Below are 25,311 nucleotides of genomic sequence, written 5' to 3' on the forward strand. Positions count from 1 at the left end.
ACGTCGTTGATTTTTCGGCGATGGACGAGGCGTTAAAAGATATTTCCTACACGTCTAATCGAACTTTCCCTCCCGCTATTCGCCTCTCACCTGCCAGTGAATTCTGATTTTTCATCTGCCTGATCCGGGCGGGATTTATGGCTGTTAGGGTTCAAGGATTCCCTGATAGACAGTCCTCCAGCCATGACTCAGTGTTTCAAAGAACACCCCAGCGATGAACAACTCCTGAACCACAACAGCACGCCCGTTGCTGACTGTGAATGCAAAGAGATGCAGCTTTACGGCGTCAAAACCTGGGTGACCGACGTCCCCATCCTCACGTGCGCATGCCTTTGGCGTACCTACCAGCGCGAAGCCGAAGAAATCGTCGCACCCGGCGGTGTGCTAATAGCAGACCCGGTGGAGCGCAACCGAGTGATCAACGCTGCGTACGCCCGGCTGTGGTTGCACGATCCGCGGTTCCAGTGGGCCGGGCTCGCAGCGTTTGCTTCCAAGCAGGTTGGCTGTGGGCTGCTGCATGCGGCGGACAGTATTGAACTCATTCGCCAGGAGCGTGAGACGCGAGGGCGAATGCGCGACAGCCGCCGAGAACATGGTCTGTTGACCCCGGACAGGATGTCCGGGCAGGCAGATGAACTGCGCGACTACAAGGAAGCCGATGCGCGTAATCCGGTGCCTTCGGTGGATTTTCGTTCAGCGGGGGAAGACTTGTCGCTGGTGCAACAGCAGTTCCGGCATGTGCACGACATGATGGCGCTTGGGAATACCTCGCTGTTTCTGGATATTTTCCCGCTGCATGAGTTTTATGCGAAGCGTGGGTTGAAGGAATTGAAGAAGTGCCTGGAAGCGCGAGAGGGAATCTATGGGCATCCGAAGTTTCCGGTGCTTTGGCCGGTTGAGCAAAAAAGGCTTCGCTTCGGACAATTCCAGCAGGAAATTATTGATGCTTTCGAGGCGATTGATACCGGGGATATTGCCAGGAGCGTTGTGTATCTAGCGAGGCATGAGCAGCGCAACATTCTGCAGCCCGCCATTTACGAGAACCCGCAAATGGTGGCTCTGCTACGTGCGAACCACGCCTCCTACGTGACCGGTTTTCCCTCTGGTGTGGCCCAGGCGATCGAGTTGACCCTCACGAGCCAATGCCAACCCGTTGAGGACGGACGCACCATCGGTTTCAGTAGCCATCCACTGGCGGACTTGTCGGACATCAATCAACGCATGCCTTTTGTACTCCGGGCTGCGGCAAGTTTCGATGGCATGCTCAACGACGGTAACCGAGGTGCGTTAGAGCAGTCGATTCGAGAAATCGCCTCGGGTGGCGAGGCATGAACCTGCGCAACTGGCACCGAGGCGCAGGCTGGCTGCTTATGGGCGTGCTAACGCTGGCTGCCAACCATCAACTGAAGCAGCCTCTGTGGGCAGAACCGGAAATTGCGCTGGAGATAGGCGGAACGTATGAAGAGATGCGTAACCGTTCTTCAGCCTCTTTTAGCCCGTTACTCCCTGGGAACCTATGGCTCGGGATTCCAGCGGTGGATGCACGATTACGATTGATTGATCCGCAATACGGGTTCATCACGCCTCTGGCTCGTTTTTTCACTGTCGGATTTGACGACAATGTCATTGAAGACATCCGCATGTCCCCCCAAATAGAACCGTTGCTGCTCGATGACGCCCTCAAGGTCGTTCTCGACTTACAGGACCAGTGGCGCAAAAAAGGCTGGGTGGCGATGGGCCTGCGAAACAACCCCACCATCGCCGATACACCCGAATGGCGGGCCTGGCTTGGGGACAGTGAACGATCCGGGCGATCCTTCTGGCAGGCAGGAGACAAGTATCAAGTCATGCTGGTTTTGGGGCAGTTCACTGACTACAGAAATCCGACTGAAGAACGCTATCTCATCACCCTTTCCATTGCCAGACCGTGGGTACCCTTCGATGAAATTGAAGAAGGATGGGAGCAGGAAAATCCGCTGCACCCCGGCAGTCCCAAGCAATCGTTGATCCCCGAGTCGACCGCTGGCAGTGGAGAACCTTGAGTTGCGCGATGGTAACCGTCTCACGCTGGAGCAGTCGATTTGAGAAATCGCCTCGGGTGGCGAGGCATGAACCTGCGCAACTGGCACCGAGGCGCAGGCTGGCTGCTTCTGGCTGTGCTGATGCTGGCTGCCATCCATCAACTGAAGCAGCCTCTGTGGGAAGAACCGGAAATTGCCCTGGAGATAGGCGGAACGTATGAAGAGATGCGTAACCGTTCTTCAGCCTCTTTTAGCCCGTTAATCCGTGGACACGTATGGCTCGGCATCCCTTCAGTGGATGCACGATTGCGATTAATTGACCCACAGTACGGGTTCGTCACGCCGCTGGCTCGCTTTTTCACGGTTGGTTTTGACGACAACGTCATTGAAGACATCCGCATGTCCCCCCAAATAGAACCGTTGCTGCTCGATGACGCCCTCAAGGTCGTTCTCGACTTACAGGAGCAATGGCGAGAAAAAGGCTGGATGGCGATGGGCCTGCGAAACGACCCCACCATCGCCGATACACCCGAATGGCGGGCCTGGCTTCGGAAAGGGATCCGGCACGGACGATCCTTTTGGCAGGCGGGCGACAAGTATCAGGTAATGCTGCTGTTGGGCCGTTTCAAGGATTCCAGAAACCCGACCGAAGAACGCTATCTCATCACCCTTTCCGTTGCCAGACCGTGGGTACCCTTCGATGAAATTGAAGCAAGGTGGGAGGAGAATCCGCTGCACCCTGGCCATCCCAAGCAAACGTCGATCCCCGAGTCGACCGCTGGCAGTGCAAAACCATGAGCTGGTCGTTCCCACTTTGTGCGTGGGAACGATCAGCGCGGTCGATCAGGGCGGATCGAGGTTATCCAACACGCGGTTCACCGCCAGTTCTCCCAGCATGATCGACTGTTGAATGCCCAGCAGCGTGTTGCAATGTGATCCTTCCAGGTACCTCACGAAATCGCTCGCCATGACATTCGCTGATGCCAGGGATTCGCAGGCGTACGCCAGCAAGGCAACGTTGTCGATGTCGGGGGAGACGAAGAAGAATGTGCTGGGTTGACGGCGAGTGTCTGGATCGGTGTCTGGTGGGTTTTCTGTTGTATTGGTCATAATCGGTGTCCCAAAAGTAGGCCATCACCGAGTCGCTACTAATCGAAAGGGTGGCAGCTGTGCGCAGGTTAGTAGACCGGGGACACACGAAAACCGGCGCGCCCGAGGGCGCCCTGCGCACTGCTGCCATCAAGCGCAGGTATCGGATACCTGACTTAATGAAACGCTAGTGCGCATCGTGTGGACACGGGCTACTAAACCCGATCACTGGGAATCAGTGATGCGAATCAAGTTACCGAGGGCCCTCAAAGCGCACAAGCCGGCGGATTCTGGCGTAGTTGTAGGCTGTGCCGCAAGGTCTTGTAGCCTCCTGGAACCGGTCTTAGGAAACTTCCCACAACCACCGCTGACACGGCGCAAATCCTGTAGGAGCCGGCTTGCTGGCGATGGCGGCGTAACGGTTAACATCGATGTCGCGTGGCACTCCGCTATCGCCAGCAAGCCGGCTCCTACAGGTCGCGTCGTTCATGACTTAAGCGGTTCGACCTTGCGCGTCAGCAGTTCGACAAACGCCTTGGCCATCGGCGATTTCTGATCCTTGCGCTGCACCAGCCAAACCGCCGACACCGCAGCCGGATCGAGCAGCGGCCGATAGACCACGCCATCAATGCGCATCCGCTGATAAGACGCGGGCAACACCGACACCCCCAATCCCGCCGCCACCAATCCGATGATGGTCATCGCTTCCCCCGCCTCTTGGGCGAAGTGCGGACTGAAGCCGGAATCCCGCGCCAGGCTGAGCAACTGCGCGTACAACCCGCTGCCGTAACTGCGTGGGAAAAATACAAACGGCTCGAGGGCCAATGCCGACAGGAACAGACCGTCTTCACTGTCGACCACCAACGGATGCTTGGAACTGAGCACCGCCACCAGTGGCTCGCGCATCAATTCGACCACGCTCAGCGAATCCGGCAACCCCAAGGGCCGCATGATGCCGACTTCAATTGACTCGTCCACCAACGCCTCGGCCACTTGGGTGCTGCTCATTTCCCGCAGGTTCAAATGCACCGCCGGGAAACGCTGACGAAATGAGAAAATCGCCTGGGGAATGGTCGAGTTGAACGGCGCCGACGAGGTGAAGCCGATCTTCAGTTCACCCAACTCCCCCAACTGCGCCCGCCGTGCGACATCAGCCGCTTTATCGACTTGCGCCAGCACCAACCGCGCCTCTTGCAGAAACAACCGACCGGCTTCACTGAGCTCGACCCGACGATTGGTCCGCTCGAAGAGCCGTGCGCCGACTTCTTGCTCCAGCGCCTGAATCTGTTGGCTCAGCGGCGGTTGCGAGATGCCCAGCACCTGTGCGGCGCGGCCGAAATGCAGTTCTTCGGCAACAGCGATGAAGTAGCGCAGGTGACGCAATTCCATAAAAACCTCATTAGGTCGCAAAACCTCTTAAACAGGTCGAACAATATATTGGATTGAATCATTAGCCAGCTATATGCTTTTTTCATTGCCTGACCGGCTGCGCTCCCCCCGAGGTCTGAAGTGAAAACTGCTGTCGCCCCACTCGCCCATGAAGTTCCGCCCGCCGCGCTGGACGATGCCGTCGCCGAGCTCAAGGAAATCTACATCGAAAAAGGCACGCCGATGTTCATGCGCACGGTGCTGGCCTTGTTCTCCGGCGGCTTCGCGACCTTTGCGCTGCTGTACTGCGTGCAACCGATGATGCCGCTGTTGTCCCACGAATATTCCATCAACGCCGCGCAGAGCAGCCTGATCCTCTCGGTGGCCACCGGCATGCTCGCCATCGGCCTGCTGATTACCGGCCCGATTTCCGACCGTGTCGGGCGTAAACCGGTGATGGTGGCGGCGCTGTTTGCGGCGGCGCTGTGCACCATCGCCAGTTCGATGATGCCGAGCTGGCACGGCGTGTTGCTGATGCGCGCGCTGATCGGGTTGTCATTGAGTGGCCTGGCGGCGGTCGCCATGACGTACTTGAGCGAAGAAATTCACCCGCAGCACATCGGTCTGGCGATGGGCCTGTACATCGCCGGCAACGCGATTGGCGGGATGAGCGGGCGCTTGATCACCGGCGTATTGATCGACTTTGTCAGCTGGCATACAGCAATGCTGGTGATCGGCGGACTGGCGCTGATCGCGGCGGCGGTGTTCTGGAAAATCCTCCCCGAATCCCGCAACTTCCGCGCGCGCTCGCTGCACCCGCGCAGCCTGCTCGATGGCTTCAGCATGCATTTTCGCGACGCCGGTTTACCGCTGCTGTTCCTCGAAGCCTTTGTGTTGATGGGCGCGTTCGTCACCCTGTTCAATTACATCGGTTATCGCTTGCTGGCCGAGCCGTACCACATGGACCAGGCCTTCGTCGGGCTGCTTTCGGTGGTGTACCTGTCGGGCATCTACAGCTCGGCAAAAATCGGTGCGCTGGCGGACAAGCTGGGCCGACGCAAGGTGCTCTGGGCCACCATCGTGCTGATGCTCGCCGGCCTCGCCCTGACGATGTTCACGCCCCTGCCCTTGGTGATCATTGGCATGCTGATGTTCACCTTCGGTTTCTTCGCCGCGCATTCGGTGGCCAGCAGCTGGATCGGCCGCCGCGCCCTCAAAGCCAAGGGCCAGGCAGCGTCGCTGTACTTGTTCAGCTATTACGCCGGGTCGAGTATTGCCGGGACGGCGGGCGGGGTGTTTTGGCACTTGGGTGGATGGAACGGCATCGGCGTGTTTATAGGCGCGTTGCTGGTGGTGGCGCTGTTGATTGCGTTAAGGCTGGCGAAGTTGCCGCCGTTGCCGGGGGCTGCGCAGGGTTAGGTGATCGCCGATTACCGGTGAACACCCATGCCATGGCCAACAAAAAACCTGTGGGAGCGAGCTTGCTCGCGATGGCGGTTTATCAGTCAACATCTCTGGAGACTGACACTGCGCAATCGCGAGCAGGCTCGCTCCCACACGGAATCTCTTCAGCCCACCGCTACCGCAGAACCACCCGAGCCTCCAGCACCGCATCACGCTTTTCCAGCGTCAGCGAGTGCATTGCAGCGCCATCACGCTCGGCGTTATCCAGCCATTGCAGCAGCCTCCTTGCGTCGCCGCTGATAGTCAGGCGCAGCAAGTCATTGTCAGCCTCCATCTGATGCAGTTCGAGCCCCGCTGCCGCAGCACTTTCACTGAGACGCAGTGACAACGGTTGATCAGTAGCGATCAAGACCGCGCTGCGGGGTTGCGCCCGTTGCAGCTCTGCCACCAGGCTCAGTTGCTGCTGATACCGCCGTTCTACGGTTTCCAGACGCTGTCGTGTCGGCTGCCAGATCAGGCTGAACGCGACGACGGCCAATACCAGTGCGCCCATGCCCAGCAACAGTCGACGCTCGCGAATGGACAGCCGTTGCCATTGCGCAATCATGTGTTGTCCTCCACGGTCAGCGTCGCCTGGATGCGGTTGCGCTCTTTGCTCGCGTTGTCGAGCCGGACCGGCACACCTTGCTGCCGCCCGCGTTCGCGCAACTGTTCCAGCTCGGCAAAGCTGTTGGCGGTCAGCTGGATTTTCCAGCCGTCGCCGACGCGAAATTCGATCCGCCGGACCTCGACATGGCTCGCGCCGATGACCTGCTCGATCAGATTCACCAAACCGGCGATACGTGTCTTCTGCGGCTCAGCGCTTTGGCCCTGCAGCGCTTTGAGCTGCGTCGCCAGATCGACGATACGGCTCTGGTCAGGATAGAGCGCTTTGAACCGTTGCTCGTTCTGGCTGTAGAGCCGACGGGTTTCACTCTCCAGAAAATGCACGCGCGTAGCGCTGGCGCCCCAGGTCAGCAGCAGCATCGCCAACAACGCCAGTACACCGAGACGCCACGGCAGGCGTTTGCTGCGCGCGGCGAACTGACCTTGCAACAGATTGATGGCATGCAACGGCCGCAGGGTCATGCATTGATCGATATAGGTCGCCTCTTCTCGCTCGTCGATCCATCGACTGTCAGGCGGCAAGGCCGATCTGAGCGATGTCAGACCATCATCCGCCATGGCCACCCGAGCCGGTATCCCGCCGCCCAGTAGCCATCGATCAAACCAACGGATAACCGTTGGCTCAGGCCCCGGCATGACATCAGCATCGACAAACACCGAACGCACCTCGATGCCCGATTCGGCGAGCAGCGCCAGCACTACGGCAAATCGCTGCCGGCCGATCACCATCACCGGATAGCGCCCGTCCCCGTCACGAGCGCCAATACTCAGGTGCAGTTTTTCCAGCGCTTCGCTCAGTTGATCCTCCACCGCAAACGCGATGGCTTGCGCGCCGGGCTGGCGCCTGGAGGGCCACGGCTCGCTGCGCACCCAACTGCACAATTCCATGGGCAGCAACAAATTGATGGCTCGACCATTCAGGGCGAGCGCGGCCTGATTCATTGGCATGAGTTGGCGTTCGCCGGTTGCAGACCACAGGCAGCAAGGCCAGTCATTCGACGCGTCGGCCAGGCCCTCGGCGGTCAGGTAAAGCCAGGTGTTCATCGCGGCATCTCGGGGGCACTCGAAGGTAGAAGACGTCGTTGCAGGACTTTGAAGTGATGGGTTTTGGGGTCGCGTTCGACATCCGTTGCAAGCCGCAGGCGGCTCTGCCCCTGAACAATCTGCACCGTGATTCGAAACCAGCGACTGCTGGTCCCCAGTCCGTGACTGCTCAGGCCCGCGCCGGCGAGCAGCGGGTCCTGGGTAAAGGCCTGGACGCTGGCCCATGCAGTTGTCGAACGCTGTTGAACCAGCGCGGCGGCCGTGGCGGTCTCTACGCCGTCGAGCGCTGTTAACACCGGCGCCGGTGCCGTGTTGATGTTCAGCGCGGCCTCCACCGGCAACAACGCGACCCATGGCTCCAGTTGTCGCAGCAGCTGTCCATCAACGTCCGGCAGCAGGCGCAGCTGGCTCAGTTCTCGCAAGGCGCCGACCTGACTCAGTTGCAGCGGAGGGAGGCCGAGCCCATCGAGAAAACGCGCCCAGCGCTTGCGGGTGACTTGATCGATCTGCCCCTCAATCAACAAAGTATTGAGATTGAACCGCCCGGCAAGGTCTTCGATATCGACGCGGATTTGCGCGTCATCGACGTCGAAATCGGGCGTCATCCGCGCCCAGTCCTGAGTCAGATCGACGGTTTTCTGCGCGTCCTTTGCCGCTTCCTGCAAGCGCAACAGCGCCCAGGCTTCACCGGCCACCGCGAGTTGGCGCAAATGGACTTGCTGCAATGCCTGTCCGCTGGATTGCAGCGACAGGCGATGGCTGCGCAGCAAGCCGCTGGTGATCAATAACGCCAGACTCATCACCAACAACACACTGATCAGGGCGATACCCCGTTGATGCCCATTCATGGCAACGCAGCCGGCAACAGCAACACCCGCCGGATCGTCTCGAAACGCCCCACCGACACCTGCAGCTCCACGGCCATCGCCGCCGTCGCGTCCCGTGCGGACGGCCAATCGTTGCGCCAGCCGGACTCCCGTTCGAACAAACGCCAGCTCAAGTCACGGACATCGTCGAGCAGTTTTTGCCGCTGTATGAGTTGCTCGCCCTCGCCCTGGCTTTCACGCCACAGCGTGCCGTTGTCGAGCCGGTAAGTCAGTGTCTGCCGCTCGCTGCGGGGCTGGTCCAAAGGATTGCGCCAATGGCTGCGTTGCAACTGCAGTGACGTTTGCCCGAGCACAACAGGGTGTTCGGTGACGTGGAACAGGTCCCGCTCAATCACCGCCACCGCCCGTTGCAGCGCTCTGAATTCCCGTTCATGCGCGGTCGTGCCCTGCTGCACGCGCACGACGCCGTCGAACAGGCCCCAGCTCGCCAGCCCCAACAAGGCAAAGATTGCCATGGCAATCACCAACTCAAGCAGGGTGAAACCGCTCTGCTTATTCATCACGAGCCGGTATCCAGCCACTGGCGCGGTGCAGGGTTTGCTCGCGACCGGACACGCTGACGTCAATATCGACTTTCAGCAGGCGCGGGTCGGTCGACGGTTTGATGTGCTGGCGCAGTTGCCAGTCACGGCGATCCATTTTCATCACCCGCGTCTGTTGGCCGAGCGGCAACCCGGATTGAAGTCGCAGTTCGTTCAATTGATTATCCGCCAGCCAGGCGGCAAAGAGTCGCTCTTCGACCGCAGCGGTTTGCTTCACCACGTACTGGCTTGCCGAGAGCACGGCCGCTGCCAGCGTGGAGAAAATCGCCAGAGCCACCATGATTTCCAGCAGCGTGAAGCCGCGCATGCGGGGTGCGGACAGTGGATCAGCCATCGATCACCACCTTGCCAAGGCCATCGCTCGAAACGCTTAAAAGCGTCCTGTCCGGGGTCGAGAACGTCAGCGTGAACGCGCTGGTCTCATCGCTGCTGAGCATCAACAATTGCGGAGGTCCTTCATCGCCCTGCAAAGTCTGCGGGTGCCCGTCCTGCTCGAGGTACAGCTGCACGTTGACGGGCCATGCCTGGAGCGCCGCCATCGGCTGCCAGCCTTGAGCCGCAAGCCGCATCATCCGGTAGCCGCCGTCACTCAACCGCAGGCCGTATTCCTCTCCATCAAGCACCGCGCGTTCACGCAGCTGGCCAACGAGCCCGGCCATTGCGTGCGCTTCCTGCCGGGCCTGACGTGCCGGATTCGGCCCCGTGGCTAAGCTCGCCATGCCCAGCAGCACACCGATCAAAACGATCACGATCATCAGTTCGAGCAAGGTAAACCCCCGACAGCGTTGACGCATGGGTCAATCGCCCCAGTTACCGATATCGGCCGCATGCCCGTCACCGCCCGCCACGCCATCGGCCCCAAGGGAGTACAAGTCGTAGCTGCCATCGATCGATTGCACACCGGGATTGATGAACTGATACGGCGACCCCCACGGGTCAACGGGCAGGCTTTTCAGATAACCCTGAACGTTCCAGTTGCGCGCGGCCGGCATGCCCGAAGGACGTTTACTCAATGCTTCCAGGCCTTGCTGCGTCGAGGGGTAGTGGAAGTTGTCGAGGCGGTACATTTCGAGGGCCGTGGCAATGGCCTGGATATCGATTTTGGCCGCGGTGACTTTGGCCTGATCGGGACGGCTCATGAACTGCGGCACCACGATGGCCCCGAGCACGCCGATGATCACGACCACCACCATGATTTCGATCAGGGTAAAACCGCGCTGGGCACGAGCAGGAATGTGACGTAAAGAATGCATGGGTCAATTCACCAATTGGTTGAGGCTGAGAATCGGTAGGAGGATGGCCATGACGATCAGCAGCACGACGCCGCCCATCAGCACCAGCATGGCCGGTTCGAACAGGCTGACGACCAGTGCAATGCGCGCAGCCAAACTGTTTTCCTGCTGCTCGGCGGCCCGCACCAGCATCTGATCGAGTTCGCCGGCGCGTTCGCCGCTGGCGATCATGTGCAGCATCATCGGCGGGATGTCGCCGCTGAGTTCCAGGCCACGGGTCAGCGTTGCGCCTTCACGGACCGAGCGCGCGACATCGACCATCCGCGCGCGAATGGTCAGGTTGCCGATGACCGCGGCGGCGATTTCCAGTGCGTCCACCAGCGGCACGGCACTTTTGCCGAGGATCGCCAACGTGCTGGCGAACCGTGCGGCTTCCATCGCCCGCAACACGTTGCCCATCACCGGTACGTGCAATGCCAGACGATGCCAGCGCAGACGCCAGGCCGGTTGACGCAGGCTCCAGCGCCAGAGTCCGATCAGCGCCGCCAGTGCGACCATCAATGGCAGAAAATGCTGGCGCAGGCCGTCGCTCAGGCCGATCAGCGCCCGGGTCAGCCACGGCAACGGCTGGCCGCTGTCGACAAAAATTTTCACCACGTCCGGCACCACATAGCCGAGCAGGAATCCGACAATCGCGACGCTGGCCAACATCAAAATCAACGGGTACACCAAGGCCATCTGGATCTTTTGCCGCGACGCCTGGCGGGCCTGGGTGTAAGCCGCCAGTTGTTCCAGAACCTGGCCCAAATGACCGGATCGCTCACCCGCCGCAACGGTGGCGCGGAACAATTCGGGGAACGCTCTGGGAAACTGCCCCAGTGCGGTTGAAAGGGCATGGCCTTCCATCACCCGGCTCCTGACGGCCGACAACAGGCCGGCGACTTTGCGCTTCGCACTCTGTTTCGTCACCGCTTCGAGCGCTTCTTCCAGAGGCAGCCCGGCCTGGACCAGCGTCGACAACTGCAAGGTCAGCAGCGCCAGATCGGCCGCGCTCAGGCGTCCACTGCGCGGCTGCGCTGCGCCTTCGCCGCCCGTGCTGACTTCATTGAGTTCGTGCGGCCACAAGCCGCGCTCGCGCAGCAGTTGCCGGGCGTGACGCGCGCCGTCGGCTTCGAGTCGGCCCTTGCAACGTCGGCCCAGGGCATCGTCAGCGCGGTAATCGAAGGTCGGCACCGGCTAGTCCTCCTGGGTCACGCGCAATAACTCATCGAGGCTGGTCACGCCGTCGAGCACTCGTTGCCGACCGTCTTGAAACAAGCTGCGGGACACCTTGCGCGCCTCCTCGATCAACACCTGCTCACTGGCGCCCTGATGAATCAGCACCGACAAGGCCGGCGTGACACTGATCAACTCGTAGATGCCGATTCGCCCGCGATAACCGTGCTGACACTGATCACAGCCCACGGCTCTGAACAGCTGTGGCAGCGCCGCAGAATCGATACCCAGGCGCTGACATTGCGCCGCATCGGCGCAGTACGGCGCCTTGCAGTGCGGGCACAACGTGCGCAGTAATCGCTGGGCCAGAATGCCCACCAGCGACGACGCCAGCAGGTAGGTATCGACCCCCATATCGACCAGCCGCGTCACCGCGCCCACCGCGCTGTTGGTGTGCAAGGTCGAGAGCACCAGATGCCCGGTCAGCGAGGCCTGAACGGCGATTTCCGCCGTCTCGCGATCACGGATCTCGCCGACCATCACCACGTCCGGATCCTGACGCAAAATCGCTCGCAGGCCCCGGGCAAACGTCATGTCCACTTTCGGATTGACCGGCATCTGGCCGACACCCGGCAGGTGATATTCGATCGGGTCTTCGACCGTGAGAATGTTGCGCGTCTGGTCGTTCAGGCTGCTGAGTGCGGCGTACAGACTGGTGGTCTTGCCGGAGCCGGTGGGACCGGTCACCAACAGAATGCCGTGAGGTTTTGCGAGTAGCTGATGCAACGCCGCCAAGGTGTCGGCCGGCATGCCGAGGCGCGGCAATTCCAGGCGCCCGGCCTGTTTGTCGAGCAAGCGCAGCACCACGCGCTCGCCGTGGGCCGACGGCAGTGTCGAAACCCGCACATCGACTTCATGCCCGGCCAGTCGCAGGGCCATGCGACCATCCTGCGGCACCCGCTTTTCAGCGATGTCCAGGCGCGCCATGACCTTGATCCGTGACACCAGCAGCGTCGCCAGTTCCCGTCGGGGCCTGAGCATTTCGCGCAGTTGTCCGTCGACCCGCATGCGCACCGACAGCGAGTGTTCGAACGTCTCGAGGTGTACGTCGGACGCCTGCTCGCGCACGGCCTCGCTGAGCAGGGCGTTGATCAGGCGGATGATCGGCGCGTCGCCCTGCTGTTCCAGTAAATCGGCGGTTTGCGGAACCTGATCGACCAGACTGAGCAAGTCCAGTTCGTCGTCCAGCCCTTGGGCGACCTGCTCCGCCGCGCTCTGGCCTTCACGGTAGGCGGCGGCAAGGCGCGCGGCGAAGCCATCGGCGTCCAGCACCCGGATTGGCAGATCCCGGCCGCATGCCCGACGCACTTCCGACAGCGCGGTGAGCGGCGTGTCAGCGCGCAGTGCAAGGCTCATTTGCGTGCCGTCTCGCTCCAGCAGTACGCCGAAACGCCGGGCGAAACCGAAGGGCAATTGTTCGGGGAGATCGTTCGAAAGGCTCATGGATTTGCCGGTGCTTTTTTGCGCAAATCGAGCACGGGAGCGGCGCCTGGCGGGTCGAACAACTGACGCGATTCTGCCGGCAGCAGCAACGAGTTATTGCCGTGCGCCCCCGGCTGGCTCAGCTCCCGCAGCGCGTTGTAGCGCTGCTGGCTTACGGCCGCCAGGTCTTCCTTGCTGCGCACGATGGTGGGCCGCAAAAACACCATCAGATTGCTTTTGGTTTGCGTGTCCCGGGTCCAGCGAAACAGCGCGCCCAGGTACGGAATATCGCGCAGCAGTGGCACCCCGCTTTGCTGGGTGCGAACGCTGTCGCGGATCAGACCACCGATCACAATGATCTCGCCGTCGTCGGCGAGGATGGTGCTCTTGAGGGCGCGCTTGTTGGTGATCAGGTCTGAAGAATCGATGCCCGAGACCGACGGCGCGATGTCTGACACTTCCTGTTCGACCTCAAGACGCAAGGTCGAGCCTTCGTTGATGTACGGCTTGATCTTCAGGCTGATGCCGACGTCCTTGCGTTCGACGGTGGTGAAAGGATTCTCCGCGCCATTGCTGTTGGTGGCGTAGGAGCCGGTCTTGAACGGGACGTTTTGGCCGACGATGATTTCCGCTTCCTGATTGTCCAGCGTCAGCAGGCTCGGGGTTGAGAGCAGATTGCTGTGGGTGTTGCTGGCCAGTGCCGAAATCAACGCCCCGAAACGGTCACTGCCCAGGTGCAGGAGTGCGCCTTCCGGGGCAGATTTATTCTCAGTGAAGTTCAGCCCGCCGATGATTGGAATGTCGGTGCCGGGGAAGTTGATGAAGCCTGTCGCGTCGCCGCTGTTGATGCCCCACTGCACGCCCACGGCTTCGGCGATGTCTCCGGAAATTTCGACAATGGCGGCATGAATCAGCACTTGCGCCCGCGGCTGGTCCAACTGCCGCACGATGTTTTCGACAGTTCGGATCTGCGCCGGCTCGGCAATCAGCACCAGCGCGTTCTGGCTTTCGTCGGCCTTGATGATGAATGCCGCGCCGGACGGGTTTTCCTTCACACCGTTAATGGTCGATGGCTGCTTTCGACCCTGCCCCATGGCTTCCAGTACTTCGGCCAATTGCTTGGCATCACTGTGGCGCAAGCGAATCACTCGGGCGTTGTCGAGGGCTGCGGTGGCGGGCGTGTCGAGGCCACGCGCCAGCTCACTCAGGCGCTGGCGCACCGCAGGTGGGCCAATCAGAATCAAGCGGTTGGTGCGGGTGTCGGCGAGCACTTGAATCGTTGTGTCGGCGTTGCGCTTGCCCAGAGAGGATTCAATCACCGTCACTGCATCGGCGGCCTGCGCATGCAGCAGTTGCACCACGGTGTGCCGGTTGTTATTCCCGGCATCCAGCTGTTGAACGACCTGCGCAATACGCTTCACATTAGCGGCCGTATCGGTCACCACCAGCGCGTTCGCCGAGACCGAAGGCCCGACATAGCCGTTGGCCGAGACCAGAGGCCGCACCAGCCCGGAAAGGTCGTTGGCACTGCTGGTGTTCAATTCGATGACCTGGGTGACGAACTGCGACGCCGTGGCGGTTTTCGCCGTGCCTTGACCCGCTCGGGTTTTGGCTTCGGTGACCGGGGTAATCAGTATCCGGTCACCCTCGTCGATCACCGTGAAGTTGTGGGCGTCGAGCACCGAATAAAACAAGCGGCGAACACCCTCACGATCGAGGGCTTGTCGGGACATGACCGTGATGCGCCCGGCCACTCGAGGGTCGAGCACGACCGTGGTGCCGAGAATGCCGGAGATTTCTTCAACGATGTCACGCAGCTCGGCATTGTTCATCGCCAGTTGCCATTTTTCTTCCTCGGCCGACAGCGCGCCATGAAAGAGCACCGTCGCCAAAGCGGCCAGAAAAAGAAGGGTGCGCAAAGACTGCGCGCCGATGAAGCTGTTCATGGGAGTGATCACTCTGACTGCCCGGGGTGCGGGCGTAGATAACGCGCAGAAATGGCAGGCGCCTGAGACTCGGCTTGCGGGTCGAAGGGGTGCAGAAATCGCCCGGCAGAGGTCTTGAGCGTCAGCACTTCTTCTCTGCCCTTGTTCCACAACACCGCTCGACTGGCCTCGACGCGACGCAGGACACTGCCGCCAGGCAACTGATCGCCCACCTGGTACATGCGCGAGCCTTGAGCGTCTGCCAGCAAGGCTTTGGACAAGCCTGTGCCGAGGACAAAACTGGCCTGCAAGGTCATTGGCTCGGTGCTTGGCATCAACGTGGTTTCAGCTGTCAGGCCCAGCACCGTTGCCACCGCCGCCGGATCGAGGGGTACAGGCGGCGATGGCGGGGTGATCGTCGCCGCGACCGACAACGGTGGCGCCAGGCTTTTGCGATACGCCCACTCGTGCCACGCCAGAAAAGCTCCATACCCGACGGCAATCACCATCAGGCTGAATGTGCAAAGACACCGGTTCACTCGAGCTGTTCACTTCGAACAAGGCTGCACAAGGACATTCGCCGCAATAGGCGATGGCCGCACAGCTCATGGAAAATGACCGCGCCGACATGCATCAGTATCAGCAGCGAAAGGACCAGGCACGACCACACGTGAATCGTGACAAACAGGGCGATGAGCGCTGAATCACTCAGCGGCTGAGCCATCTCGACGACGCCGAAAACGTCTATCGGCCGATCCATCATCAACACCCCGGTCACCAGTACGACGGTCACCGTGAGGTAAATCAGCGTGTGGGCACACAGGGCGAGTTTTTCCATCAGCGATAAACGACTCAGGCGCGTGTGCCGGGCATGAGCAACGAAAAGAAAGAGGCGCCAGACAAAAAACGGAATGAACACCGTGGTCAACGATACATTGACGAAAGCGACCCATTCACCGGCGCGGGCAGGCACGTCGACCCAGGCCACAAAAAAACCCGACGCCAGCGTCCAAACAATCACCGCCGCCGACAACCAGTGCAGCCATACGCGTTGGGTGGAATAACCCAAAATCGTCATTTTTCAACTCGATTTTCAACAGGAGAAGGAGCTTTCAGGCGATCCTTCACGGATCGCCTGAAGTGTTACAGGGCGGGACTTAGAGCTTGTTCCACGCCATGTGCCAGTGCGCGCCTACACCGGGTTCAAATCCGTTGGCGGTCGGGCTGTACTGCTTGCAGTAACCCGCTTCCTGACCCTGCTTGCATTCAAAGACTTCGTTGGTCTTCGGTTGCAGCACTTTGGTGCCGGCCTTGTACTCGGTGAAGCTGTCGGGGAATACAAAGTCGTAATCGGCGCCGGCACCTTCGCCGGTCATGTTGGTGGGCTGGGTGTCCTGGCGAGTGGTACGGCCATCAAGGGTGGTGCCGACCAGCGTCAAGGTGTGTGGGCCGGGGTTGCTGCGAACATCCATGGTCAGGCTGCTGGTGCCGCTGTCCACCTGAGCGGAGGTCGTGCCGACGGGCTTGTTGTTCTCATCGAACAAGGTCGCTTCGACATTCATTTTGCGGTTGGCGATCATGCTGAAATCGACCTTGGCCAGGCCTTTATCCAGCACGTATTCCGCTTGCTGAGAAGCGACCGACATGCGGGCAGCGGTGTCCTCCTTCATGTTCAGCTGCACTTCGTAACGGGTAATGCCGCTGTCTTTCTGCGCGTAGAGAGAGTTGTTACCCCGAACCGGTGCAATTTCGCCGGCGTCATCACGGATACCGGCACGGATCAGTGTGTGGGTGCTGTTGATTTTTTCTGCCAGCTTGAACGACCACTCGTTTGGCGAACCCTCTTCGATTTTATCGATAGAGATTTCGACGCTGTAGTCCGGACTCTCGCCAGTCCGTGAGAAGGCACGAGCCTTGACCTTGTCACCGATCAGCAACTGAGTTGACGGCGCGATGCCACCCACGGATAACCAGCCACCTGGCAACTCCGCTTCCGCAATAATGTTCACGTCCGCCGGGTTGTAAAACGCCGCTTGGGTATCTCCAACGATCCAGATCGCGAGAATCACATGGTGGCCAGATTTGTCTGCCGGGATGGTGCAGCTGTGCTTGGCACCCGACTCAGGCTTCTGATTACCGCCGTCGATGGTGCAGAACGGCGTGCTTTCGAAGGAAGTACGCTTCAGCGACTCGTTTGGATTCCAGCCGTTGCGAGTGATGAAGTACTCATGCTTGGTCGCAGGGTGCACTGCGGTGTAACGCCATTGGAAATCGATGTTGCGGTCTGTGATCTCAGTCAGATGCCAGCGAGTGGCGAACTGAGCGTCCAACGCGGAGAACAACGCAGATCCGCCACTGGCGATTTTGCCGTCGACCGGTCCTTGCCCTGCACCGCCACCGCTGCCAGCGGGGAAACCCTTGAACGTTTCGCCCACGCTTTGAGGTTCGTATTGCGCGCCACCGCAGTTCGTGTTCACGCCTTTCTGACAGAGCAGCGCACGTGAAGGTGGCACATCAAGGTAGCCATGCGCCGAAACGGTTTGAGACGCCAACATTGCCGATAACAGAATCATTGAAGAGGAGCATGCGGTTAACGCACCTCCTTTGTAGAAGTTTTTTTTCATGATTGTATTCCAGACTGCTTATCGAAAATCGAGGCGTGCCGAGTGACGCCGCCGTTCGTAATCCCGTTCGGTGGGTCACCGAACGAAGGTCTGAAACGTTACCGGGATGGAGGATGTTTCTATGTAGGAGAAGTCGCCGCCTTCAAGAGGATTGGTCTCTCTGGCCACCTATCTGACAAAGCGGGAAAACATTCGTACAGGAAAAAACGCATTCGTGAGCCTAGCGTTCAACGGGCATAAAAAAACCTGTCCGGCGGTTAACCCGGACAGGTTGAATTGAAACGAAAGAAAACTACTCGTGATACTGCGCCGACAACTCATGAACCGCGCGCAGGAATGCACCCGCATGCTCCGGATCGACTTCCGGGGTGATGCCGTGACCGAGGTTGAACACGTGGCCACTGCCCTTGCCGTAGCTGGCGAGGATGCGCCCGACTTCGGTGCGAATGGCTTCCGGCTTCGCGTAGAGCACGGTCGGGTCCATGTTGCCTTGCAACGCGACTTTGTCGCCAACGCGGTCGCGGGCGTTGCCGATGTCGCAGGTCCAGTCCAGGCCCAACGCATCAGCGCCAGCGTCGGCAATGCTTTCCAGCCACAGGCCGCCGTTCTTGGTGAACAGGATGACCGGCACCTTGCGGCCTTCGTGCTCGCGGATCAGGCCGCTGACGATTTTGCGCATGTAGGCCAGCGAGAATTCCTGGTACGCCGCCGCCGAGAGATTGCCGCCCCAAGTGTCGAAGATCTGCACCGCTTGCGCCCCGGCCATGATCTGGCCATTGAGGTAGCTGGTGACCGACTGCGCGAGTTTATCCAGCAGCAAGTGCATGGCTTGCGGGTTGTCGTAGAGCATGGCCTTGGTCTTGCGGAAATCTTTCGACGAGCCGCCTTCGACCATGTAGGTCGCCAGTGTCCATGGGCTGCCAGAGAAGCCGATCAGCGGCACGCGGCCGTTGAGCTCGCGGCGGATAGTGCTGACCGCGTCCATCACGTAGCCAAGGTCTTTGTGCGGATCAGGAATCGGCAGGGCTTCGATGTCGGCCATCGTGCTGACGACTTTCTTGAAGCGCGGACCTTCGCCGGTTTCGAAGTACAGGCCCTGGCCCATGGCATCGGGAATGGTGAGGATGTCGGAGAACAGGATCGCCGCGTCCAGCTGTGGATAGCGGTCGAGCGGCTGCATAGTGACTTCGCAGGCGAATTCCGGGTTCATGCACAGGCTCATGAAGTCGCCGGCCTTGGCGCGACTGGCGCGGTATTCCGGCAGGTAGCGACCGGCCTGACGCATCATCCAGACAGGCGTGACGTCAACGGGTTGCTTGAGCAGGGCACGAAGGAAACGGTCGTTCTTCAGGGCAGTCATGTCGGCATCCGGAAAAAAAGTGCGGGCATTTTCTCAGAGCGCGACGCAAAAGGCACGGCAAGAGCCGTGCCTTTTGTCTATCGGGTCAATTTGTCGCAATGAAATACATATTTTTGCAACACCACGAAACATTGTGGGAGCTGGCTTGCCAGCGATAGCATCACCTCGGTGCATCTGAAGCACCAAGGTGCCTGCATCGCTGGCAAGCCAGCTCCCACAGGTATTGCGGTGCAGTTTAGAACTGGGTTTAGACGCCCAGGTAGTCCAGGATCCCTTCAGCGGCATTACGCCCTTCGAAGATCGCCGTCACCACCAGGTCAGAACCGCGCACCATATCGCCACCGGCGAAGATTTTCGGGTTGCTGGTCTGATGCTTGTACTGACCTTGCTCAGGCGCAACAACGCGGCCCTGGCTGTCGGTCTGGATGCTGAACTGTTCGAACCAAGGCGCCGGGCTCGGGCGGAAACCGAACGCGATGACCACGGCGTCGGCCGGGATGATCTCTTCGGAACCCGGGATCGGCTCGGGGCTGCGGCGGCCGCGGGCGTCCGGTTCGCCGAGACGGGTCTCGACCACCTTCACGCCTTCAACCTTGTCTTCACCGACGATAGCGATCGGCTGGCGGTTGTAGAGGAATTTCACGCCTTCTTCCTTGGCGTTCTTCACCTCTTTGCGCGAGCCCGGCATGTTTGCTTCGTCACGACGATAGGCGCAGGTCACCGACTTGGCGCCCTGACGAATCGAGGTACGGTTGCAGTCCATCGCCGTGTCACCACCACCGAGCACCACGACCTTCTTGCCTTTCATGTCGACGAAATCTTCCGGCGACTTTTCAAAGCCCAGGTTGCGGTTGACGTTGGCGATCAGGAAGTCCAAAGCGTCATGCACGCCCGGCAGGTCCTCACCGGCAAAGCCGCCCTTCATGTAGGTGTAGGTGCCCATGCCCATGAACACAGCATCGTATTCTTCGAGCAATTGCTCGATGGTCACGTCCTTGCCCACTTCGGTGTTCAGGCGGAATTCGATGCCCATGCCGGTGAAGACTTCGCGACGATTGCTCAGCACGGTCTTTTCCAGCTTGAACTCGGGGATGCCGAACGTCAGCAGGCCGCCGATTTCCGGGTTCTTGTCGAACACCACCGGGGACACACCACCGCGAACCAGCACGTCGGCACAACCGAGGCCGGCAGGGCCGGCGCCGATGATTGCAACACGCTTGCCGGTCGGCTTGACCTTGGACATGTCCGGGCGCCAGCCCATGGCGAACGCCGTGTCGGTGATGTACTTCTCGACCGAACCGATGGTCACCGCGCCGAAGCCGTCGTTGAGGGTGCAGGCACCCTCGCACAGACGGTCCTGCGGGCACACCCGGCCGCAGACTTCCGGCAGGGTGTTGGTCTGGTGCGACAGCTCGGCGGCCTGCAGGATGTTGCCTTCGGCCACCAGTTTCAGCCAGTTCGGAATGAAGTTGTGCACCGGGCACTTCCATTCGCAATACGGGTTACCGCAACCCAGGCAGCGGTGGGCCTGATCGGCCGAGTGCTGGGGTTTGAAGGGTTCGTAGATTTCCACGAACTCTTTCTTGCGTTGACGCAACAGTTTCTTCTTCGGATCTTTGCGCCCGACGTCGATGAACTGGAAGTCGTTATTCAGACGTTCAGCCATTGTTAAAACCTCATCAAACTCTTCAGGCGCATATCACTGCGGGTTGGCACGGGTGCTGGAAAGCAACGATTTCAGGTTGGCAGCCTTGGGCTTGACCAGCCAGAAACGACGCAGATAGTCATCGAGGTTTTCAGCGAGGTTACGACCCCATTCGCTGTCGGTTTCCGCGACGTATTCGTCCAGCACGCGTTGCAGGTGGCTGCGGTAGGCTTCCATCGCCTCACCGCTGATCCGCTGGATTTCCACCAGTTCGTGGTTGACCCGGTCAACGAAGCTGTTGTCCTGATCGAGCACGTAGGCGAAACCGCCGGTCATGCCTGAGCCGAAGTTGTAACCGGTCTTGCCCAATACGCAGACGAAACCACCGGTCATGTACTCGCAGCAATGATCGCCCGTGCCTTCCACCACGGTGTGAGCACCGGAGTTACGCACCGCGAAACGCTCGCCCGCGGTGCCGGCGGCGAACAGCTTGCCACCGGTGGCGCCGTACAGGCAGGTGTTGCCGATGATCGCACTGTCCTGAGTCTTGTAGACGCTGCCCTTCGGCGGAACGATCACCAGTTTGCCGCCGGTCATGCCTTTGCCGACGTAGTCGTTGGCATCGCCTTCCAGGTACATGTTCAGGCCGCCGGCGTTCCACACACCGAAGCTCTGACCGGCCGTCCCTTTGAAGCGGAAGGTGATCGGCGCGTTCGCCATGCCTTGGTTGCCATGCTTGCGTGCAATTTCACCGGAGACCCGTGCGCCGATCGAACGGTCGCAGTTGCAGATATCCAGGGCGAACTCGGCGCCGCTCATGTCGTTGATGGCCGAGGTGGCCATGTCGATCATTTTCTCGGCCAGCAGGCCTTTGTCGAACGGCGGGTTGCGGTCGACCTGGCAAAACTGTGGTTTGTCTGCCGGGATGTGATCGCTGCCGAGCAACGGCGTCAGGTCGAGGTGATTCTGCTTGGCGGTCTGGCCCTCGAGAATGTCCAGCAGATCGGTGCGACCGATCAGCTCTTCGAGGGAGCGCACGCCCAGCTTGGCCAGCCACTCACGGGTTTCTTCGGCGACGTAGGTGAAGAAGTTGATCACCATGTCGACGGTGCCGATGTAGTGATCCTTGCGCAGCTTCTCGTTCTGCGTCGCGACGCCGGTGGCGCAGTTGTTCAGGTGGCAGATACGCAGGTATTTGCAGCCCAGCGCGATCATTGGCGCAGTGCCGAAACCGAAGCTTTCGGCGCCGAGGATGGCCGCCTTGATCACGTCGAGGCCGGTTTTCAGGCCGCCGTCGGTCTGCACCCGGACTTTTCCGCGCAGGTCGTTGCCGCGCAGGGTCTGGTGGGTTTCGGCCAGGCCGAGTTCCCATGGTGCGCCGGCGTATTTGATCGAGGTCAGCGGCGATGCGCCGGTGCCGCCGTCGTAACCGGAAATGGTGATCAAGTCCGCGTAGGCCTTGGCCACACCGGCGGCGATGGTGCCGACGCCCGCTTCTGCGACCAGCTTCACCGAGACCAGCGCTTTCGGGTTGACTTGTTTCAGGTCAAAAATGAGCTGCGACAAGTCTTCGATGGAATAGATGTCGTGGTGCGGTGGTGGCGAAATCAGGGTCACGCCCGGCACCGCATAACGCAGCTTGGCGATCAGGCCATTGACCTTGCCGCCTGGCAGCTGACCCCCTTCGCCGGGCTTGGCGCCCTGAGCGACTTTGATCTGCAGCACTTCAGCGTTCACCAGGTATTCCGGGGTCACCCCGAAACGGCCGGTGGCGACCTGCTTGATTTTCGAGCTCTTGATCGTGCCGTAGCGCGCCGGGTCTTCGCCGCCTTCGCCGGAGTTGGAACGCGCACCGAGACGATTCATGGCTTCGGCCAGGGCTTCGTGGGCTTCCGGCGACAACGCGCCGAGGGAGATGCCCGCGGAGTCGAAGCGCTTGAGCACCGACTCCAGCGGTTCGATCTCGCTGATGTCCAGCGGCGTGTCCAGGGTTTTTACCTTGAACAGGTCGCGGATCATCGACACCGGACGGTTGTCCACCAGCGCCGTGTATTCCTTGAACTTGCTGTAGTCACCCTGCTGCACAGCGGCTTGCAGGGTGTTGACCACGTCCGGGTTGTAGGCGTGATATTCGCCGCCATGGACGAATTTCAGCAAACCGCCCTGCTGGATCGGCTTGCGCGGGCTCCAGGCTTCGGCGGCAAGGGCTTTCTGCTCGGCTTCGATGTCGACGAAACGCGCACCCTTGATGCGGCTTGGGACGCCACGGAAACTCAGGTCGCAGACTTCTTCGGACAGGCCGATGGCTTCGAACAGCTGCGCACCCCGGTAGGACGCGATGGTGGAAATACCCATCTTCGAGAGGATTTTCAGCAGGCCTTTGGTGATGCCTTTGCGGTAGTTCTTGAACACCTCGTAGAGGTCGCCCAAAACTTCACCGGTACGGATCAGGTCGCCCAGCACTTCGTAGGCCAGGAACGGATAAACCGCCGAGGCGCCGAAACCGATCAGCACCGCAAAGTGATGCGGGTCGCGAGCGGTGGCGGTTTCCACGAGGATGTTGGAGTCGCAACGCAGGCCTTTTTCGGTCAGGCGGTGGTGCACCGCGCCGGTGGCGAGCGAAGCGTGGATCGGCAACTTGCCCGGCGCGATGTGACGGTCGCTCAGGACGATCTGGGTGCGACCGGCGCGAACGGCTTCTTCAGCCTGATCGGCGACGTTACGCACTGCGGCTTCGAGGCCAACGCTTTCGTCGTAGTTGAGGTCGATGACCTGGCGTTCGAAGCCCGGGCGATCGAGGTTCATCAGCGAGCGCCACTTCGCCGGGGAGATGACCGGCGAGCTGAGGATCACGCGCGAGGCGTGTTCCGGCGACTCCTGGAAGATGTTGCGCTCGGCCCCGAGGCAGATCTCCAGCGACATGACGATCGCTTCACGCAACGGGTCGATCGGCGGGTTGGTCACCTGCGCGAACTGCTGACGGAAATAGTCGTACGGCGTGCGCACGCGTTGGGACAGCACGGCCATCGGCGTATCGTCGCCCATCGAGCCGACGGCCTCGTAGCCTTGCTCGCCGAGCGGTCGCAGCACTTGATCACGCTCTTCGAACGTGACCTGGTACATCTTCATGTACTGCTTGAGCTGGTCGACGTCGTAAAACGCCGAACCGTGGTCGTTGTCTTCCATGGTCGCCTGGATGCGCAGGGCATTCTTGCGCAGCCATTGCTTGTACGGATGACGGGACTTCAAGCGGTTGTCGATGGCGTCGGTGTCGAGGATCTGACCGGTTTCGGTGTCCACGGCAAAGATCTGGCCCGGGCCCACACGGCCCTTGGCGATCACGTCTTCAGGCTGGTAATTCCAGACACCGATTTCCGAGGCCAGGGTGATGAAACCGTTTTTGGTGGTGACCCAACGCGCAGGGCGCAGACCGTTACGGTCAAGCAGGCACACCGCGTAGCGACCATCGGTCATGACCACGCCGGCCGGGCCGTCCCACGGCTCCATGTGCATCGAGTTGTATTCGTAGAACGCACGCAGATCCGGGTCCATGGTTTCGACGTTCTGCCACGCAGGCGGAATGATCATCCGCACGCCACGGAACAGGTCGATGCCACCGGTGACCATCAGCTCGAGCATGTTGTCCATGCTCGAGGAGTCGGAACCGACGCGGTTCACCAGCGGGCCGAGCTCTTCCAGATCCATCAGATCGTTGGTGAACTTGGTGCGACGGGCCTGGGCCCAGTTGCGGTTGCCGGTGATGGTGTTGATCTCGCCGTTGTGGGCGAGGAAGCGGAACGGCTGGGCGAGCGGCCATTTCGGCAGGGTGTTGGTGGAGAAGCGCTGATGGAACACGCAAATCGAGGTTTGCAGGCGCTGGTCGCTGAGGTCTGGATAGAAGGCGGTCAAATCCGCCGGCATCATCAGGCCTTTATAAATGATGGTCTTGTGGGAAAAGCTGCAGATGTAGTGATCGACGTCGGCGGCGTTGGCCACGGACGAGCGACGACGGGCGCTGAACAGCTTGATCGCCATGTCCTGATCGCTCAGGCCTTCACCGCCGATGTACACCTGCTCGATCTGAGGGAGGCGTTCAAGGGCCAGGCGGCCGAGAACGCTGGTGTCGATTGGCACTTTGCGCCAGCCCACCAGGGTCAGGCCTTCGGCCAGGATCTCGCGGTTCATGTTCTCGCGAGCGGCTTCGGCTTTCACCGGGTCCTGGTTGAAGAAGACCATGCCCACCGCATATTGCTTGGGCAGTTCGACGCCGAAGGTCTCCTGGGTGATGGCTCGCAGGAACGCATCCGGCTTTTGAATCAGCAGACCGCAACCGTCACCGGTCTTGCCGTCGGCGTTGATCCCACCGCGGTGGGTCATGCAGGTCAGGGCCTCGATGGCCGTTTGCAAAAGGGTATGACTGGGCTCGCCCTGCATATGGGCTATCAGGCCGAAACCGCAGTTATCCTTGAATTCATCTGGTTGGTACAGACCTGCTTTCATAGACACTTTCTCACCAGGCTGCCTCTTTTCGAGGCAAATTTCTTTTCAATTCAACCACTTGCCATTCGCGCCGAACGTACGCCAGCTTTGCGGGGGCAAAAGGGAGGTCATTGTACACACCGACACAGAGGCTCACAAATTTGACGACGAACTGTCGCAAATCTATGTCGCATTTATGAAAGGTTTAAAGCGATCTGCTGTGCTAGTCAAAACTTTTTTAATTCTGACCGCTACGACTCAAAGACTACTGTGACGCAGACACCACAAGGCACGCGGTCTTGAAGACCAGCGCGCGCTTGCAGAAATT

The 25,311-nt window shown here is 60.3% G+C and carries 22 protein-coding genes; 4 read left to right on the forward strand and 18 right to left on the reverse strand.

Annotation, left to right across the window (positions count from 1 at the left end):
- Positions 1–183: 183 nt before the first annotated feature.
- From F8N62_RS27065 to F8N62_RS27075, 3 genes are all read left to right on the forward strand, one after another.
- Entirely contained in the window at positions 184–1,332 is a 1,149-nt protein-coding gene (locus F8N62_RS27065; RefSeq protein WP_150713543.1) for a DUF2515 family protein, read from the forward strand.
- Positions 1,329–2,042, forward strand: a complete 714-nt coding sequence (locus F8N62_RS27070) for a hypothetical protein (protein WP_150713544.1) — start codon at positions 1,329–1,331, stop codon at positions 2,040–2,042. Before F8N62_RS27065 ends, F8N62_RS27070 begins: the two co-directional genes overlap by 4 nt.
- A gap of 66 nt (positions 2,043–2,108) precedes the next feature.
- Positions 2,109–2,819 (forward strand): hypothetical protein, encoded by a 711-nt coding sequence (locus F8N62_RS27075; protein WP_150713545.1) that lies wholly within the window; start codon positions 2,109–2,111, stop codon positions 2,817–2,819.
- A gap of 45 nt (positions 2,820–2,864) precedes the next feature.
- Here F8N62_RS27075 and F8N62_RS27080 read toward each other — a convergent pair whose 3' ends face one another.
- Together F8N62_RS27080 and F8N62_RS27085 are read right to left on the reverse strand one after the other, a co-directional pair.
- Positions 2,865–3,131, reverse strand: coding sequence for a DUF6124 family protein (locus F8N62_RS27080; RefSeq protein WP_150713546.1), 267 nt, complete (start codon positions 3,129–3,131; stop codon positions 2,865–2,867).
- Between the two features lie 465 nt (positions 3,132–3,596).
- Entirely contained in the window at positions 3,597–4,499 is a 903-nt protein-coding gene (locus F8N62_RS27085) for a LysR family transcriptional regulator (RefSeq protein ID WP_150713547.1), read from the reverse strand.
- Positions 4,500–4,667: 168 nt separating this feature from the next.
- Between F8N62_RS27085 and F8N62_RS27090 the strand changes: the two genes are divergently transcribed.
- The gene (locus F8N62_RS27090) at positions 4,668–5,897 is read left to right on the forward strand and encodes an MFS transporter (RefSeq protein WP_412071989.1); all 1,230 of its coding nucleotides are present in this window, start codon (positions 4,668–4,670) and stop codon (positions 5,895–5,897) included.
- Between the two features lie 160 nt (positions 5,898–6,057).
- Here the strand turns inward: F8N62_RS27090 and gspM are convergent, their stop codons facing one another.
- The 16 genes from gspM to gltB form a co-directional block, all read right to left on the reverse strand.
- The gene (gene gspM / locus F8N62_RS27100) at positions 6,058–6,489 is read right to left on the reverse strand and encodes a type II secretion system protein GspM (RefSeq protein WP_150713549.1); all 432 of its coding nucleotides are present in this window, start codon (positions 6,487–6,489) and stop codon (positions 6,058–6,060) included.
- Complete coding sequence (gene gspL / locus F8N62_RS27105; protein ID WP_150713550.1) at positions 6,486–7,592, reverse strand: type II secretion system protein GspL; 1,107 nt, start codon at positions 7,590–7,592, stop codon at positions 6,486–6,488. Before gspL ends, gspM begins: the two co-directional genes overlap by 4 nt.
- Positions 7,589–8,440 carry a type II secretion system protein GspK gene (locus F8N62_RS27110; RefSeq protein ID WP_150713551.1) on the reverse strand — a complete coding sequence of 284 codons (852 nt, stop codon included), beginning with the start codon at positions 8,438–8,440 and terminating at the stop codon, positions 7,589–7,591. The genes gspL and F8N62_RS27110 overlap by 4 nt, the downstream gene beginning before the upstream one ends.
- Entirely contained in the window at positions 8,437–8,979 is a 543-nt protein-coding gene (locus F8N62_RS27115) for a type II secretion system protein GspJ (RefSeq protein WP_150713552.1), read from the reverse strand. The genes F8N62_RS27110 and F8N62_RS27115 overlap by 4 nt, the downstream gene beginning before the upstream one ends.
- The gene (gspI, locus tag F8N62_RS27120) at positions 8,972–9,355 is read right to left on the reverse strand and encodes a type II secretion system minor pseudopilin GspI (RefSeq protein WP_150713553.1); all 384 of its coding nucleotides are present in this window, start codon (positions 9,353–9,355) and stop codon (positions 8,972–8,974) included. The genes F8N62_RS27115 and gspI overlap by 8 nt, the downstream gene beginning before the upstream one ends.
- Positions 9,348–9,815 (reverse strand): type II secretion system minor pseudopilin GspH, encoded by a 468-nt coding sequence (gene gspH, locus F8N62_RS27125; protein ID WP_150713554.1) that lies wholly within the window; start codon positions 9,813–9,815, stop codon positions 9,348–9,350. Before gspH ends, gspI begins: the two co-directional genes overlap by 8 nt.
- Positions 9,816–9,818: 3 nt before the next feature.
- Positions 9,819–10,274 carry a type II secretion system major pseudopilin GspG gene (gene gspG / locus F8N62_RS27130; protein ID WP_150713555.1) on the reverse strand — a complete coding sequence of 152 codons (456 nt, stop codon included), beginning with the start codon at positions 10,272–10,274 and terminating at the stop codon, positions 9,819–9,821.
- Positions 10,275–10,277: 3 nt separating this feature from the next.
- Positions 10,278–11,486, reverse strand: coding sequence for a type II secretion system inner membrane protein GspF (gene gspF / locus F8N62_RS27135; RefSeq protein WP_150713556.1), 1,209 nt, complete (start codon positions 11,484–11,486; stop codon positions 10,278–10,280).
- 3 nt (positions 11,487–11,489) lie between these two features.
- The gene (gspE, locus tag F8N62_RS27140; RefSeq protein ID WP_150713557.1) at positions 11,490–12,971 is read right to left on the reverse strand and encodes a type II secretion system ATPase GspE; all 1,482 of its coding nucleotides are present in this window, start codon (positions 12,969–12,971) and stop codon (positions 11,490–11,492) included.
- Complete coding sequence (gspD, locus tag F8N62_RS27145; protein WP_150713558.1) at positions 12,968–14,896, reverse strand: type II secretion system secretin GspD; 1,929 nt, start codon at positions 14,894–14,896, stop codon at positions 12,968–12,970. The genes gspE and gspD overlap by 4 nt, the downstream gene beginning before the upstream one ends.
- 8 nt (positions 14,897–14,904) lie before the next feature.
- Complete coding sequence (locus F8N62_RS27150; protein WP_224791423.1) at positions 14,905–15,414, reverse strand: type II secretion system protein N; 510 nt, start codon at positions 15,412–15,414, stop codon at positions 14,905–14,907.
- Entirely contained in the window at positions 15,411–15,953 is a 543-nt protein-coding gene (locus F8N62_RS27155; protein WP_150713559.1) for a cytochrome b, read from the reverse strand. Before F8N62_RS27155 ends, F8N62_RS27150 begins: the two co-directional genes overlap by 4 nt.
- 79 nt (positions 15,954–16,032) lie before the next feature.
- The gene (gene gbpA / locus F8N62_RS27160) at positions 16,033–17,499 is read right to left on the reverse strand and encodes an N-acetylglucosamine-binding protein GbpA (protein WP_150713560.1); all 1,467 of its coding nucleotides are present in this window, start codon (positions 17,497–17,499) and stop codon (positions 16,033–16,035) included.
- 292 nt (positions 17,500–17,791) lie between these two features.
- Positions 17,792–18,859: a uroporphyrinogen decarboxylase gene (hemE, locus tag F8N62_RS27165; RefSeq protein WP_150713561.1), complete on the reverse strand. Its 1,068-nt coding sequence runs from the start codon at positions 18,857–18,859 to the stop codon at positions 17,792–17,794.
- A 247-nt stretch (positions 18,860–19,106) separates the two neighbouring features.
- On the reverse strand, positions 19,107–20,525 hold the full coding sequence (locus F8N62_RS27170; protein ID WP_150713562.1) for an FAD-dependent oxidoreductase: 1,419 nt from the start codon (positions 20,523–20,525) through the stop codon (positions 19,107–19,109).
- 33 nt (positions 20,526–20,558) lie between these two features.
- A complete protein-coding gene (gene gltB / locus F8N62_RS27175) occupies positions 20,559–25,004 on the reverse strand; it encodes a glutamate synthase large subunit (RefSeq protein WP_150713563.1) in 4,446 nt (1,481 codons plus the stop codon).
- Positions 25,005–25,311 lie beyond the last annotated feature (307 nt).

Origin of the sequence: Pseudomonas fluorescens (assembly GCF_902497785.1) — a bacterium.
Lineage (GTDB): Bacteria > Pseudomonadota > Gammaproteobacteria > Pseudomonadales > Pseudomonadaceae > Aquipseudomonas > Aquipseudomonas fluorescens_BO.

What these genes read in the sequence shown, in the direction of transcription:
- F8N62_RS27065 (WP_150713543.1), top strand. Translation starts at nt 184, where the DNA reads ATGACTCAGTGTTTCAAAGAACACCCCAGCGATGAACAACTCCTGAAC.
- F8N62_RS27070 (WP_150713544.1), top strand. Translation starts at nt 1,329, where the DNA reads ATGAACCTGCGCAACTGGCACCGAGGCGCAGGCTGGCTGCTTATGGGC.
- F8N62_RS27075 (WP_150713545.1), top strand. Translation starts at nt 2,109, where the DNA reads ATGAACCTGCGCAACTGGCACCGAGGCGCAGGCTGGCTGCTTCTGGCT.
- F8N62_RS27080 (WP_150713546.1), bottom strand. Translation starts at nt 3,131, where the DNA reads ATGACCAATACAACAGAAAACCCACCAGACACCGATCCAGACACTCGC.
- F8N62_RS27085 (WP_150713547.1), bottom strand. Translation starts at nt 4,499, where the DNA reads ATGGAATTGCGTCACCTGCGCTACTTCATCGCTGTTGCCGAAGAACTG.
- gspM (WP_150713549.1), bottom strand. Translation starts at nt 6,489, where the DNA reads ATGATTGCGCAATGGCAACGGCTGTCCATTCGCGAGCGTCGACTGTTG.
- gspL (WP_150713550.1), bottom strand. Translation starts at nt 7,592, where the DNA reads ATGAACACCTGGCTTTACCTGACCGCCGAGGGCCTGGCCGACGCGTCG.
- F8N62_RS27110 (WP_150713551.1), bottom strand. Translation starts at nt 8,440, where the DNA reads ATGAATGGGCATCAACGGGGTATCGCCCTGATCAGTGTGTTGTTGGTG.
- F8N62_RS27115 (WP_150713552.1), bottom strand. Translation starts at nt 8,979, where the DNA reads ATGAATAAGCAGAGCGGTTTCACCCTGCTTGAGTTGGTGATTGCCATG.
- gspI (WP_150713553.1), bottom strand. Translation starts at nt 9,355, where the DNA reads ATGGCTGATCCACTGTCCGCACCCCGCATGCGCGGCTTCACGCTGCTG.
- gspH (WP_150713554.1), bottom strand. Translation starts at nt 9,815, where the DNA reads ATGCGTCAACGCTGTCGGGGGTTTACCTTGCTCGAACTGATGATCGTG.
- gspG (WP_150713555.1), bottom strand. Translation starts at nt 10,274, where the DNA reads ATGCATTCTTTACGTCACATTCCTGCTCGTGCCCAGCGCGGTTTTACC.
- gspE (WP_150713557.1), bottom strand. Translation starts at nt 12,971, where the DNA reads ATGAGCCTTTCGAACGATCTCCCCGAACAATTGCCCTTCGGTTTCGCC.
- gspD (WP_150713558.1), bottom strand. Translation starts at nt 14,896, where the DNA reads ATGAACAGCTTCATCGGCGCGCAGTCTTTGCGCACCCTTCTTTTTCTG.
- F8N62_RS27155 (WP_150713559.1), bottom strand. Translation starts at nt 15,953, where the DNA reads ATGACGATTTTGGGTTATTCCACCCAACGCGTATGGCTGCACTGGTTG.
- gbpA (WP_150713560.1), bottom strand. Translation starts at nt 17,499, where the DNA reads ATGAAAAAAAACTTCTACAAAGGAGGTGCGTTAACCGCATGCTCCTCT.
- hemE (WP_150713561.1), bottom strand. Translation starts at nt 18,859, where the DNA reads ATGACTGCCCTGAAGAACGACCGTTTCCTTCGTGCCCTGCTCAAGCAA.
- F8N62_RS27170 (WP_150713562.1), bottom strand. Translation starts at nt 20,525, where the DNA reads ATGGCTGAACGTCTGAATAACGACTTCCAGTTCATCGACGTCGGGCGC.
- gltB (WP_150713563.1), bottom strand. Translation starts at nt 25,004, where the DNA reads ATGAAAGCAGGTCTGTACCAACCAGATGAATTCAAGGATAACTGCGGT.